Here is a 13,371-nt window from a genome sequence, read left to right on the forward strand (position 1 = left end):
TGCGCAGGAACGATCCGAGCGTCGAGGGCGCGTACACGCTGGTGAACAGCGACCGCATGCCACCGTGTCGGGCGATGTCGAGGTCGTCGATGCTGTCCGCGCCGGCGAGCATCGCCGCGACGATCGTGGCGAGCTTGCCCGCGGGGTTCGACCCCTTGTCCGTCGGCAGCCGGACCCGGCCGGCGACCGCGTCGTGCAGGCCGACCTGATCGGCCAGGCGCATCACCGGCACGAGCCCGGCGCACGACACGAGATTCGGATCGTCGAACGTTGCGCGCACGACTGGCGTGTCTTGGCGTAATCTCACCTGCGAGGTGCCCTCTCGAACCGGTGGAATAGAAGCGTCGTAACTCCTATCCTCCCAGTTCAGAGGGCACTTTCTATATCGGCACGCCGCCACCCATCAACATTCATCGGTGGATCGAGGCTGAGTACCAGTCGACGAACTCAGCTTCGCGCTGGTCCTCCATCTCGATGATGGCTAACGAGTCCCGGAGGTCATCGAGGTAAGGAGAAAATCCGGTCGGGTCATCCCATTGGTCGGCGTAGTCGAGAATATCCGTTAGTTCTTGCCGGGTGACGCCGTATACCGGTCCCAGACCGGATGCGCTGACCGCGGCTATGGTGGACTTGGCCGCCTGTTCCTTCGCGAACTCGGCCGCCTCGAGTTGCTCATATCCGGGAAGGCCGTACAGCTGCGATATGACGGAGACGGCGCGATCCGCTGATGACCAGTCGTTCATGTCGGCAGTTACCTCGGCAGCTATCTTCTCCGCCATGGACGAGGCGATTTGCCGTAACTGTTTCGACTCCGATCTTTTGCAACGCAAGGTCAGCTCTAGCGCCTCCTCGAAGTCGTTGATGCTATTTGTCAGGCCCGTCGTCGCGAGCACGTGTTGTATATCTTCGGTTAGATCGCTGATACTGCAAGCTTGAGAGATGGCGAGCGCCACGTTGACGCGGCGGATTACCTCAATCGCGCGGTGATTCGGCGCCGCTACAAGCAGGGTGCGATCAATGGCGTCACGCACATCGTTCGAGTGGTGACAGAGGATAAGCCTTAGTGCTGAGCTCTCTTGCGCGAATATCCAGGCTCGTTCTATTTGCTCGAAGAAGGTCGCTGTTCTGATAATGCGGACATACGTTGCGGCCGCGTTCGTTACATGAGCCTTCAAATAGTCCGCTACTGAAGCGTTCGTGAAATACACGCGGGACGCGCTGCCACTGCCGGCCTGAATCATTATTTGATCCAGAATCTTCACAGCATCCATAAAGGTTGAGTCGTTAACCTCCCGTGCTGGCCGGCTGGAATATGCTCGCCAAGCGAGAGCGACGTCGGATAGTTCAGTTCCGTCTCCGAGGAAAAGCAAGGTTTCTAATATCTCTGCGGCCTGAGTGGGCAGTTGATTCCGAAATATCGGATGCCAGACCTCGCCTGGATTGGATAGGTTGTGCCGCAGGAGGGCTACGGTATTCGCGGGCGTTAGTTCATTGCGTACTGCAACATCTATAGTGTTCTCAATGAGGCGAGGGTTGTAGTTTCGATGGCGGATAACGTCAAGGTAGACGTCGGGGTGAGCAAACGCCGCCTTACAACGGGGGGACAGCCTGGAGAAATGCACATGATTGTAAAGAATCGCCGCTCTGACGCTGTCTCGATAGTCTTCCAAGTCTAGGATGAACGTGTTCGGTCTGAAATCGAACCTCTCAAGTCTTTCGTAGATCTGCCGCGCTTGTTCGAGGATGTATCCTCTGGTTGTCAGGATAATTCGCTTGTTCTCCGAAGAGCTGACATCTTTTAAGAGATCAATAAGCCGTACATCTTCATTCTTCCCCAACTTGTCACCCAAGGCGGTCTGCCCTAGGAAGTCATCATAATAGAATATCTGCTTTGCCTCGTCGTCCCAGGAGGCGTTGATTTCGTCGACGTCATCCGACACGTCGTACAGGTCGAAGCCGTCACGGACGTAATCTGCACAGAGCACCCGGGCGAGCGTGGTCTTCCCGATCCCAGGAAGTCCCGAAATGACGCATATATTACGCGTTTCGAGTAGACGCTTCGCCTCGATGAAGGCAGTATTGGGAGCATAGACCTCTAGCGTCTTCTTAAGGTTCCTATGCAGTCGCGAAGATCGTGTCAATGTCCTTTTGTTCAAGAGGGCCTGCAAGACTGATGCCCCCGAAAGCCATAGCCGTATGTGCCGGGCGACTAGCCGAGGTCGCCGTCCGAGTTCAGCGACGATCTCATTTACACCATAGATGTCCGCTTCTCTGAGGTAGGGCGACAGATCCCGAACAAGCTTCTTTTTGGCATCGTCGTTGAGATCTGCGGAGGTGGCCAATATGTAGCGCGATGGCTTGAGGCGCCGCACCTTCGACGCTTCGCTGTTTTTCATATGACGCACGAGGGCTGCCCGACCGCTTCGATACCAGTGTTTGCACTGGATGATGATGTCTCCGTCTGAAGACATATGCCTCAAATCGACACCACCGTCAGGCCCGGGCGCAAAGATTTCAAGGCGCGTCCCGAGGATCTCGCCGAATAGATCCTCACATAGTCGCTCAAAATCGAAGTCGCTGAGCCGCGTGATATCTACTTCGTCCATGAACAGCTCCCCATCGGACTCGCTGACTGCGACAGTACTACGCCGTCCGTCGGGCTGTATTGACTGCCACGGCGTCGCGCGGATACGAGTTCAATAGAGAATTTCTGTCGCCGAAACCCGACACGCCGAGCTAGCATGCACTCCCGTCGACAAGCGTGTCGGCGGAGAGTCCGCAGGACTTGCCGTGGCCGGTGCGGCAGCATGCAGCAGCGTCCCTATTGCGTACGCTCGTGAGCGCGCTGTTCGCTGATTAGGCGAGCCTGCCAGCTCCCGACCTCCGGCTCACGGCCTCGGCGGCTCCAAGGAGGGCGAGCCGCCCGCCGACTGATGCTTGGGCGCAAAGTCTCGGCCACGTCGGGGACTGGATGCGTGAGGTGGGAACGCGCAGCAAGCAGCAACCGAGTCCACGGCCGCGTCGGCGGCCTATTCGATAGGACGATCAGCAGCGCCGGTACCCGCTGACCGGTCTGCTGATCCGCGCAAGGTGGCAGGGCTATCCAAGCGAGACTTCACGCCTCGCACGCCAACTCTCTGGTCGCGATCACCGTGTGATTTTCCCGAGTGTTGGGCTCCGGACATAGAAGTTCGTCTATGAATTTAGGCCGCTGACCAGCGATTAATTGGTCGGCGGCCTTAATCGTTTCCAGAGCAGGGGCCGCCGTGGGAACACGGTGGGAACACCGCCGTTTTGGCGGAGTGCTCCTGGAAGCGGGATTGGTCGCCACGGCAGCTGGGGAGACAGCGCAATGGCCTCCATCGAGACCCGAAAACTCAAGGGCGGCAAGATCACCCGCTACCGGGTGAAGTGGCGCACGGGAGGAACCCGTGACGGCGCCTGGGACGTGTGCCGTTCGAAAACCTGGCCGCATGGCCTGACGTGCGGTTTGTCCGGCGTCGTGGCGACACTTCTGGTCATGCTGACATCATGATCCTGTCGTTCGGGTATCTGATCTCGCGTCAGTTGCTGCACTTGGCGATCCTGGTCCTGCGCGGTGATCGCGCCAACGAGGTGGAGATCCTGGTGCTGCGGCATCAGGTCGCGGTGCTGCGCCGCCAAGTCCATCGTCCCGATCTTGAGCCGACTGATCGAGCGGTGCTCGCCGCCCTGTCCCGGCTGCTGCCCCGGCCGCGGTGGGCGGCGTTCTTCGTCACCCCGGCGACGTTGCTGCGCTGGCATCGCCGCCTGGTCACCCGCAGCTGGAGCTACCCGAGCCGGCCGGGCCGGCCGGCATTACGAGCCGAGATCCGGGCGCTGGTGCTGCGTTTGGCTCAGGAGAACCCGACCTGGGGCTGTAGACGGATCCAGGGTGAACTGGTCGGGCTGGGCTACCGGATCGCGTCCAGCACGGTGTGGACGATCCTGACCAAGGCGGGCGTCGATCCGGCGCCGCGTAGCGGCGGACCGACCTGGACACAGTTCCTGACCAGCCAGGCCAGAGGGTTGCTGGCCTGCGACTTCCTGCACTTGGACACGATCGGCCTGACCCGCATCTACGTGCTGTTCCTGATGGAGGTCGCCACCCGCCGGGTACACATCCTGGGTGCAACGACCAATCCGACCGGCGAGTGGGTGGCCCAGCAAGCCCGCAACCTGATGATGCATCTCGGACACCAGGCATCGACGTTCCGGTTCCTGATCAGAGACCGCGACGCCAAGTACACCACGATGTTCGACGAGGTGTTCACCAGCGAAGGGATCGAGGTATTGCGGAGTCCACCGCGAGCGCCGCGGGCGAACGCCTACGCCGAGCGCTGGGTACGCACCGTCCGCCGGGAATGCTTGGACCGGATCCTGATCTACAACCCGCGGCACCTGCTCGCCACGCTCGACGAATACGTCCGGCACTACAACGAGCACCGACCGCATCAAGGCCGCGCGCAACGTCCACCAGCCCGGGAGACGTCTCCCGGCCTTGTCACGGACCTAGTACGGCAGCCGCCGTTTGAGATCATGGTTGGGGTTCGAGGTTGAGCCGGCGGGTGTAGTGCGATTGTTTGGCGCGGAGTTGGTGTTGGCGTCGCCATCCTGACCAGTGCAAACGGTGGATGAGGTCGCGGATCGGTTCGATGATGAAGGTGTTGATCAGGCGACGGATTTCGTTGACGGTGAGCTCGATCATGGTCTGCTGGGTGCGGTGATCGTTCGAGTCGCGGCTGTCGGCGGCGCAGATCGCCAGGACGGCGAGAGCGGCCATGGCCAGGATCGTGAAGCGGTGCCAGGAGTTCCAGCGTCGGACTTGGTGCTGGTCGAGACCGACCTGGCCTTTCGCGGCCTGGAAGCTCTCCTCGACATGATGATCCGGCTCGTCGGCGCTCTCGGCCTGCTCATCCGAAGCGACACCGCATTGCTGGCCGAAGTCCTCGCCTTGCGGCATGAGGTGGCAGTGCTCCGACGGCAACTGAAGGGCCGGCCCTGGTTGTCCTGGCCCGACCGGGCCATCCTGTCCGCCCTGGCCCGGCTGCTACCCACAGCGATCCGGGCCCACCGGCTGGTCACCCCGGCAACCCTGCTGGCCTGGCACCGGCGGCTGCTGCGCCGACACTGGACCTACCCACGTAAGGGCGGCCGGCCACCGGTCAACGACGAGATCCGCGACCTGATCCGACGCCTCGCGCACGACAACCCGCCGTGGGGGCAACGGCGGATCCAAGGTGAGCTACTGCGGTTGGGTCACCACGTCGGCGCGGGCACCATCCGCCGCGTTCTCGCCGCTCGGCGGCTCGCTCCGGCACCACGAGCGGTGGACACCAGTTGGCGAACGTTCCTGCGTGCCCAAGCTCACGGGCTGCTGGCGATCGACTTCTTCCACGTCGACACGATCCTTCTCAAGCGGCTATACCTACTGGTCGTGATGGAGGTGGCCACCCGCCACGTTCACCTGCTCGGGGTAACCGCCAATCCGGACCACGCCTGGGTGGTCCAGCAGGCCCGTAACCTCGTCATGGACCTCGACGAACAGGCCAGCCGATTCCAGTTCCTGATCCGCGATCGCGACGGCAAGTACACCAGCACGTTCGATGGGGGTCTTCGCCTCCGCGGGCATCGAGGTCGTCAAGATCCCGCCACGGACACCCAGGGCGAACTGTTTCATCGAACGGTGGGGGCGCAGCCTTCGCGAGGAGTGCACCGACCGGTTGCTGATCTACCACGAACGACACGCCCTCGCGGTGGTCGGCGAGTGCGTGGACCACTTCAATGATCACCGGCCGCACCAAGGCCGGCAGCGGCTGCCGCCGAACCACGACGCGGCCGTCGTGATCGCGATGGATGCTCCCGTACGACGCCGGCGACGCCTCGGCGGCGTGATCAACGAGTACCACCGAGCAGCCTGACCCGATCTTCAAAGTGCCAGCTCACGGCCACCAACGGAGTTTCGGCACGGTACACGTCAGGTGGCGATGGCCTGGCCTCCACTCAGTCGATAGCAAGTTATTGGGGACGTTAGTAGATTCCCTCTTGATTTAAGATTTTAATCCGCTACCTTAGGAGTAGATGAGCCAGTCAAACCACTAAGGGGCCTCACGTGACCGTTCCCACCGGCTACGACCCGAACATCCGCTTCTATTCCACCCGCTACCAGCAGGGCGGGCGCACGGTCTTCTCCCTCGATCTGTCCCTGACCCAGATCGCCGACCTGCTGCCAGCGCCGGACCCGAACAACCCGACCGAGGGCAACCGCAAGGTGAAGGAGGGCCACGCCCGCGACTTCGGCGACTACATCCGGGCGACCCCCGACTGGGTGGCGCCGGCGCTCGTGCTGCGCGCGCCCGACATCTTCGAGTTCGAGGTGAAGGAGGAGGTCGCCGGCACCCAGTTCGGGATCATCTCCTTCCCGACCGACGCCCGAACCGACCTGCGGATCCTCGACGGACAGCACCGGACCCTCGGCATCCACCTCGCGATCCGCGGGATCGCCGCCGACCTGGAGAAGTCCCGCAGCGCGCTCGCCGCGGCCAAAAAGAACGGCGAAGTCCAGGCCGTCCTCGACAACTTCCAGGCCAGGATCGACAAGCTCACCGACCAGCGCGCCCGGCTGTCTCGGGACCGCACCTCGCTGCAGATCTTCATCGAGGACGACCAGACCGCCTACAAGCAGATGTTCTTCGACATCGCCGAGAACGCCCTGGGCATCACCTCCTCGGTCAAGGCCCGCTTCGACAGCCGCAAGGTCGTCAACCGCGCCCTGGACGGGGTCATGAAGCACGCGCTGTTCAAGGACCGCGTCGACCTCGAACAGGACCGCATGGGCCGCGGCAACCCCAACATCGTCGGCGCCAAGCAGGTCGCCGAGATCATCCGCACCATCGCCGTCGGCATCGACGGCCGCGTTGGCCGCCGCCTCGAGGACGAGCTCGACGAGGGCGAACTGGTGGAGAAGACCAACAACTTCCTCGACGTCCTGCTCGCCGCCTTCCCCGCGCTGGAGGCCGTCGCCGACGGCACCATGACCCCGCAGGACCTGCGCACGAGCAACATGCTCGGATCCACCGTCATGCTGCGGATGCTCGCCGGGGTCTACGCCGAACTCGCCGACCGCCAGGCCTTCGACGACGAGGACGTCACCGAGTTCTTCGTGCAGCTCGCCCCGTCGATGGCTGGCCCGGTCACCACCGCCAGCATCTGGGTCGACCACGTCCCCGACAACGTCTTCACCGTCGGGTCCCTCTCGCCCCGCAGTCGTCGCCAGGACCTCAAGACCCTCCGCGACACGATGGTCAAGTGGGCCCTCGACAAGCCCGTCTGGCTGACCAGCTGACACCCGCACCGTTCACCCAGAAATGGGGCTCTCGCCGCGTGCACCGGCGAGGGTCTCCTTCTGACATGCGTGACGGGCAGAAACCGCGGGCTCCGCCGACGCCCGCGAAGGAGCAGAGGTCCCGCAGTGGGACAGCGGTTCCAGTTCGTCGTCGGGGTCGTCAGTCGCGGCGCCGTGGTGCAGGGCCTCGCGCAGCCAGCCCAGTCCGTCCGAGCGAGTGACAACGGTTGATCGCCGCTTCCTCGTCGAGGTCGTCTTCGCCTTCGTAAGATGCCGGGTAGCCGCACCGCTATCCACCCGTCCTCGCCGAGCGGTGGCTGGCAGCCGATCGGTGCAGCCTAGACGCCGCGGTGCGCCCGCGGCTCGAAGGGCGCAGGCGACCGATCGATGTTGGGGCACTGTCCCTTAGGGGGACATGGGCTTCACAGACCCATGCCGTGGGCCGTGACTTGGCCCGCTGTTACCCGCTGATCGAAGGGCTGCGTCGGACCCGTCCACCGCGACGGCTGCCAGCGGCAACCCGCTCGTCGGAAGGCGGTTGAGGTGCATCACTGGTACGGGAAGTCTGTCGCCCTCGACTTCACAAAGAGGCTAGCTGGAGCAATCGGCATGGACCGGCGCACAATGGAACGCGTGCAGAGATCCATGTACAACTTCAAGGAGGCGGTATCTGTGCAGCTCAGAGCGTTGCCGCCGCCGCACCACGGGCATGGACGGCGCAGCGGATGGCACTTGGGCCTCCACGCCATCTGTGCAGAGTTGAGTGGCGACGCTCTCGCGATAGAGCGACATGGCATCTGACCTGCCAAAACTCGGGAGCGCCTGGAGGGTAGCTAGCGCGTGGCCCCCGCGTGGATGGACTTAGAACACATGTCCATTCCAATCCTGCAATTTGCATGCTACGCTCGCGTTCCCTAAGAGATGAGGAGCCGAAGAGATGGAAGTGACCGAAGTGCTCAAGACGGCCTGGACAGCCGTCCAAGCCGCAGAGTTGCCCGACTCGATCCAGCCAGCAGCCTTCCGGGAGGCAGTGCGTCTGTTGTCCCCGCAGACCTACTCTCCGTCGTTCCAGGCGCCCCCGCTGTCTAACGCTGAGGGAAAGGACGGTGGTGTCAAAGCCGGCGCTAAAGGCGGTCAAGGGCTCGGGGCAAGCAATCAACCGGTTGCTGACGAGGCTGTCATATACGCGCGAGTGATCGAGCACACGGGCGTAGACCGCGAGAAGCTGGAGCAGATTGTCCATCTGGACGGTGATGTACTCAAGATGAGCCTTCCTGGCATCAAGCTCGGCAAGAACAATGCCGAAAAAACCCGAGCCGTCGCACATATCCTCACCATCGTGCGTAGTTTCGGGATGGAGGAGTCCGAGACGTCAGTCGACGTGGTGCGCACGGAGGTGAGTCGACTCAAGTGCTACGACTCGGCAAACTTCTCCTCTCAGCTGTCAAAGCTGAGCGGCTTCATCATAACGGGTTCGGGCTCAAATCGACGGATTCGTGCAAAGGCTGCGGGGATTGCTGCATTCCCGGCCCTGGTGGACAACCTCTTGGGTGTGAAGTGACGGGGTGACCCGGACAACGATGCTGATGGAGTCGGGTCCGCTGAGTGGCCGACGTCGCTCCACTACACGTGGCCCTTATGGCTGCCTGCTTCAGAAGCCGATGACGAGTAGGCGGGCTTCCATCACCATGACCACCGAAATCCAACAACGGTCTCTTCGATAAATGGAATATACTTGTGTATCGACCTTCCCTGGAAACTTGTACGCTCCTCCTCGACTGGCTGACCGAGCAGATGGTCTTCCCACACACACCAGAAGGCTTGGCGGGGAAGCGCGACTCGGAACTCCACTGCGAAGTCGATGTTGTCCGATCTACCGAAGGCCGCTCTACGAACCTCACTTAACCGATTATCTTTCTGAAACGTAGTTCTATACTCCAGCGAGGTGGCCTCCCCTTCCTCAAGAGGGCGACTCAAAATTATCTCTACGGCGCAGAGGCCGCCTCCGTATCGGTATTTGCTTCCCAACTTCCCGCCGTGTATGACGTCTATGGACGATGCCTCGGGCTCATGATTGAAAATATAGCTGCAGACCCCGTCTTCGGTGGCACGGATCATGTGGAGTGTGTGTCGTAGTTCTAAGGAACTTTGCGGGCCGACGAAATATCGTTCAAATAGGCCGATGGTTCTGTGGCGCTGGCGTTGCACCATCGCTCGGCGCTCGCGCATGGTGCGCGATATTCCGAGCTGGGGATAGGGTCGACCTGATAGTGTGGCAAACAGTAGGTTTTCGTCTTCGCGATTGATCTCGAATGCAGAAATGAACCAGGAAAGGGTCTCGGTTGATATGGCCTGCCCGTTTAATGCCCTGGACACTCGATCCTTAAGAGATCTTGCTAGATCGGTAGAACTCTCTGCTCTTTCGCCGCGCTCCCAAAGATCTAGCGCGATTACCTCAGCTACTGCTGCCTGGCTAAGTAAACTTCGCGTCCGCATTGCATGCGTTTGCCAACGCCGCCGATAGCTGGGGTTCTGCAACAGTAGGGTTCTAAGAAGTTCGCCTGTCGCTATTGGATCTCGCATCGTTGACGTCCGCACCCTTGATCTCCGGCGCAACTCGCCCGAGAAAGCCCTTGAATTGACCACGACCACGCTGTTGACCTGGGGCGAGTCTAGGAGGCGGCGACGGTGGCGGCAACGTCTGCGGCCCGACGCGCGACGTAAGCGCGACAACGCCGTAGTGAGAGCGTGTTTTAGATGTGGGTCGCACGGCGTGTCCGGCGGTGGGTGACGGCACCATGGTCCATATATCGGTGTGGATCGAGTGCGGCGGTACCCCTCGGATTTGACGGACGCGCAGTGGGAGCTCATCGAGCCGATGCTGCCGCTGCCGAAGTGGATGGGCCGGCCGGAGAAGCATCCACGTAGAGTGATCGTAGATGCGATCTTGTATGTGGTGCGGACCGGGTGCGCGTGGCGGTACCTGCCAGCGGATTTCCCGCCGTGGGAGACCGTGTACGGCCGGTTCCGGCAATGGAACAAGCGCGGAGTCACCGAAAGGATCCTGACAGAACTACGCGAACAGGTTCGTATCGCCCAGGGACGGAACCCGGAACCGAGCGCGGGGATCATCGACTCGCAAAGCGTCAAGACCGCCGACACCGTCGCGAAGACTACGCAAGGTTACGACAGTGGTAAGAAGATCGGGGGCCGGAAGCGGTTCATCGTGACCGACACGATCGGCTTGTTGATCGTGGTGTGCGTGGTCGCGGCGAGCGTGCAGGACCGCGACGGCGCGAAGGGGACGTTGTTGAGTCTCTGCCACACACTCGGTGTCCGGTATGTACTCGCTGATGGTGGTTTCGCGGGAGTGTTGGTCGAGTGGTGCGCCCGGATCTTGACGTTGACCCTGGAGATTGTCCGCAAACCAAAGGGGCAAAAGGGATTCGTGCTGATCCCGCGCAGGTGGCCAGTAGAACGGACGTTCGGCTGGCTGATGCTCCACCGCAGACTCGCCCGCGACTACGAAACCGACCCAGAGGTGTCTGAGCACATGATCCGCTGGGCCGCGATCAACGGCATGCTCGGCTGGCTCGACCGCGGTGGACCCGCCGTACGCACACCCCGCCGCACCTTCAACACACCCGAGTAACCACATCTAAAACGCGCTCTGAGATGTGATGCGCCGTGGGATGACGCAGGGTTCGCTCGGTCGTCTTGTCCGATATATCCGCCGAACCAGCGGGCGGATAGCACGTTAGTTCGAACGCCGAGCGGAAGTCGGTGCATCTGTCCTATTGACGATGCCTTTTCGTCGGCCCTTAGTTATCCTCTGTAGGCTTTCTGTCGAATGCGGGGCAACGTGAGCGATCCTGAGATTGAGGCGATGACGGCGGTCGCGACCGCGCTGGGGGACCTGGACGAAGACGTGCAGGGTCGCGTCCTTCGCTGGGCTGCCGAACGATTCGAAGTCAAGCTACACACAGGCGTGCGTGTTCTTGACGGTCGTGACGCCGGCGTCGAGAACGGCTCTAGCGACGGCGTCACCGAAGCGGAGATCGCGGAGGAGGCCCCCGCATACGGACACTTCGCCGAGCTGTTCGCGAAGGCGCAGCCGAAGACTGATCCCGACAAGGCGTTAGTCGCGGCGTACTGGGTGCAGGTACATGAGGGAAACGCCTCCTGGCAGTCGCAGACCCTCAATACCCAGCTCAAGAATCTCGGCCACGCGGTCGGCAATATCACCGAGGCGATGACGAGCAACATTCGAAAGAAGCCGCAGCGCATCATCCAGCTGCAGAAGTCCGGCAACTCGCGTCAGGGCCGCAAGACCTACAAGGTAACGCACGAGGGCATGGTCTATGTGCAGGGAATGCTCGGCGGCGGGGTTTCCTGACGTGGCTTTGACGCCGGCGGACGCATTTTCTGCCCTTCCGCTGACACTGCGCGCCGACCTGCTTTCCGCTTTCAGCGAGATCGTGAAGAACTACCGGGAGCACCGGTGGGAGCCGTCGGAGTTAAACGGCGGCAAGTTGTGCGAGGCCGTGTACACGGTGTGCAAAGGTTGGCTGGACGGCGGCACGTACGCGGCCCGTGCGCAGAAGCCGAACAACTTCCCCAAGACCTGCTGGGAGATGGAGGTCAAGTACGCCTCCGTGCCCAACAGCAGGTCGACCCGCATCTTGATCCCGCGCATGATGTTGGGTTTGTACGACATCCGGAACAACCGAGGTGTCGGACATGCAGGGGCCGACGTGGACCCGAACCATATGGATGCCACGGCGGTGCTCTACACCGCCAAGTGGCTCATGGCCGAGTTGGTCCGAGTCTTGCACACCCTGACGACGGAGGAGGCGAGCGCTATCGTTGACGGTCTGATCGAGCGTGAGGTCGCCTGGGTTTGGGTGGACGGCGACAAGAAGCGAATTTTGAAGAAGGGCATGACCTGGAAACAGCAGACCTTGGTGCTGCTGCTTACCGAGGCCAGCGACGTCCCCGAGGCCGACCTATTCCGCTGGCTAGAGCACACGGGTCTGCCGTCGTTCCGGAAGGACGTACTCAAGCAACTGCACCACGACCGCCTCATCGAGTACGACACTGCGGCCCGTACGGTCCGGCTGCTCCCGCCCGGGGTTACGGCCGCAGAGGGCTTGGTGGCGCCGGCCCCATGACCTGCATTGGCAAGCCTCCGTTGCGAAGTACGTGAGCACGGGGGAAGTCACGGCGTGCACACCAACTCCCTTGAGGCTATGGCGGTGTGCGTAACCCGAGTGTTGGGCTCCGGACACCAAAACGTAGCATCCATGCACTGCATGGGTGTTCATGGGCACATCGTAACCAGTCGTGTGTTCCGACGTTGTACCTGCCGAAAATGTCATCCGCGCAGCTCAGGCGGCATGCTCGTACTCGTGCAGGACGCCGCCGAGGCGGTCACGACGACGGATGTCGAGTTGGGTGAGCCGGTCCGGGTCGGTGATCGGTTCGGGTAGCGGTGCGAGTGGTCGGGCGTTGGCGATGCCCTGATGCGGACGATGTCCGTTGTAGAAGGTCTCGTACTCGCGCAGCGCGTGCAGCAGGTGCCGCTGGTTGAGGATCAGAGTGCGGTCGAGGAGTTCGCGGCGGCAGGTTCGTACCCAGCGTTCCATGATCGCGTTCATCCGGGGTGTCCGTATTCCGGTGAGCACGACATCGATTCCGGCGTCGGCCAGGACGGTGTCGAACAGGGCCGGGTACTTGCGGTCACGGTCGCGGATCAGGTATTTCACCTGGCAGCCGGTGTCTTCGAGGTCCATGACGAGGTTGCGGGCGGTCTGGGCCACCCAGCCAGCGGTCGGGTGCGCGGTGGCGCCGAGGATCCGGATGCGGCGGGTGGCATGCTCGATGACCGCGAGTACGTAGAGGCGGGCGCCGGTCAGCGTGGTCGTCTCGAAGAAGTCGGCGGCGATGACGGCGTGGGCCTGGGAGTTCAGGAACGCGGCCCAGGTGCTGCTGGTGCGCTGGGGCGTCGG

General features: G+C 62.1%; 12 protein-coding genes and 1 pseudogene. 9 read left to right on the forward strand and 4 right to left on the reverse strand.

Features of this window, described 5'->3' with window-relative positions; genetic code table 11:
• Positions 1 to 223, reverse strand: a pseudogene (locus DMB66_RS24385) (IS1380 family transposase); the annotation flags it as partial.
• Between the two features lie 187 nt (positions 224 to 410).
• The gene (locus tag DMB66_RS24390; RefSeq protein ID WP_125806448.1) at positions 411 to 2,606 is read right to left on the reverse strand and encodes a restriction endonuclease; all 2,196 of its coding nucleotides are present in this window, start codon (positions 2,604 to 2,606) and stop codon (positions 411 to 413) included.
• Positions 2,607 to 3,352: 746 nt separating this feature from the next.
• On the opposite strand from DMB66_RS24390, the gene DMB66_RS24395 reads away from it, so the two are divergent.
• The 6 genes from DMB66_RS24395 (at position 3,353) to DMB66_RS24420 (ending at position 8,924) form a co-directional block, all read left to right on the forward strand.
• Positions 3,353 to 3,535, forward strand: a complete 183-nt coding sequence (locus tag DMB66_RS24395; RefSeq protein WP_125806449.1) for a hypothetical protein — start codon at positions 3,353 to 3,355, stop codon at positions 3,533 to 3,535.
• Positions 3,532 to 4,578, forward strand: coding sequence for an integrase core domain-containing protein (locus tag DMB66_RS24400; protein ID WP_125806450.1), 1,047 nt, complete (start codon positions 3,532 to 3,534; stop codon positions 4,576 to 4,578). Before DMB66_RS24395 ends, DMB66_RS24400 begins: the two co-directional genes overlap by 4 nt.
• A gap of 70 nt (positions 4,579 to 4,648) precedes the next feature.
• A complete protein-coding gene (locus DMB66_RS24410) occupies positions 4,649 to 5,806 on the forward strand; it encodes a hypothetical protein (RefSeq protein WP_233624811.1) in 1,158 nt (385 codons plus the stop codon).
• On the forward strand, positions 5,697 to 5,939 hold the full coding sequence (locus DMB66_RS64000; RefSeq protein WP_233624810.1) for a transposase: 243 nt from the start codon (positions 5,697 to 5,699) through the stop codon (positions 5,937 to 5,939). The genes DMB66_RS24410 and DMB66_RS64000 overlap by 110 nt, the downstream gene beginning before the upstream one ends.
• A gap of 191 nt (positions 5,940 to 6,130) precedes the next feature.
• Positions 6,131 to 7,363, forward strand: a complete 1,233-nt coding sequence (locus DMB66_RS24415) for a DNA sulfur modification protein DndB (RefSeq protein WP_125806451.1) — start codon at positions 6,131 to 6,133, stop codon at positions 7,361 to 7,363.
• A 937-nt stretch (positions 7,364 to 8,300) separates the two neighbouring features.
• Complete coding sequence (locus tag DMB66_RS24420) at positions 8,301 to 8,924, forward strand: hypothetical protein (RefSeq protein ID WP_125806452.1); 624 nt, start codon at positions 8,301 to 8,303, stop codon at positions 8,922 to 8,924.
• 122 nt (positions 8,925 to 9,046) lie between these two features.
• Here DMB66_RS24420 and DMB66_RS24425 read toward each other — a convergent pair whose 3' ends face one another.
• Positions 9,047 to 9,481 carry a hypothetical protein gene (locus DMB66_RS24425; RefSeq protein ID WP_125806453.1) on the reverse strand — a complete coding sequence of 145 codons (435 nt, stop codon included), beginning with the start codon at positions 9,479 to 9,481 and terminating at the stop codon, positions 9,047 to 9,049.
• Between the two features lie 691 nt (positions 9,482 to 10,172).
• Between DMB66_RS24425 and DMB66_RS24430 the strand changes: the two genes are divergently transcribed.
• The 3 genes from DMB66_RS24430 (at position 10,173) to DMB66_RS24440 (ending at position 12,534) form a co-directional block, all read left to right on the forward strand.
• Positions 10,173 to 11,015 carry an IS5 family transposase gene (locus DMB66_RS24430; RefSeq protein ID WP_370319091.1) on the forward strand — a complete coding sequence of 281 codons (843 nt, stop codon included), beginning with the start codon at positions 10,173 to 10,175 and terminating at the stop codon, positions 11,013 to 11,015.
• 210 nt (positions 11,016 to 11,225) lie between these two features.
• Positions 11,226 to 11,759, forward strand: coding sequence for a hypothetical protein (locus DMB66_RS24435; RefSeq protein WP_125806454.1), 534 nt, complete (start codon positions 11,226 to 11,228; stop codon positions 11,757 to 11,759).
• A gap of 1 nt (position 11,760) precedes the next feature.
• Positions 11,761 to 12,534, forward strand: a complete 774-nt coding sequence (locus DMB66_RS24440; RefSeq protein ID WP_125806455.1) for a hypothetical protein — start codon at positions 11,761 to 11,763, stop codon at positions 12,532 to 12,534.
• Positions 12,535 to 12,750: 216 nt separating this feature from the next.
• Here DMB66_RS24440 and DMB66_RS24445 read toward each other — a convergent pair.
• On the reverse strand, positions 12,751 to 13,371 hold a 621-nt coding region (locus DMB66_RS24445; protein ID WP_148112763.1), incomplete at its 5' end, for an integrase core domain-containing protein.

The sequence above is a fragment of the Actinoplanes sp. ATCC 53533 genome, assembly GCF_003947245.1.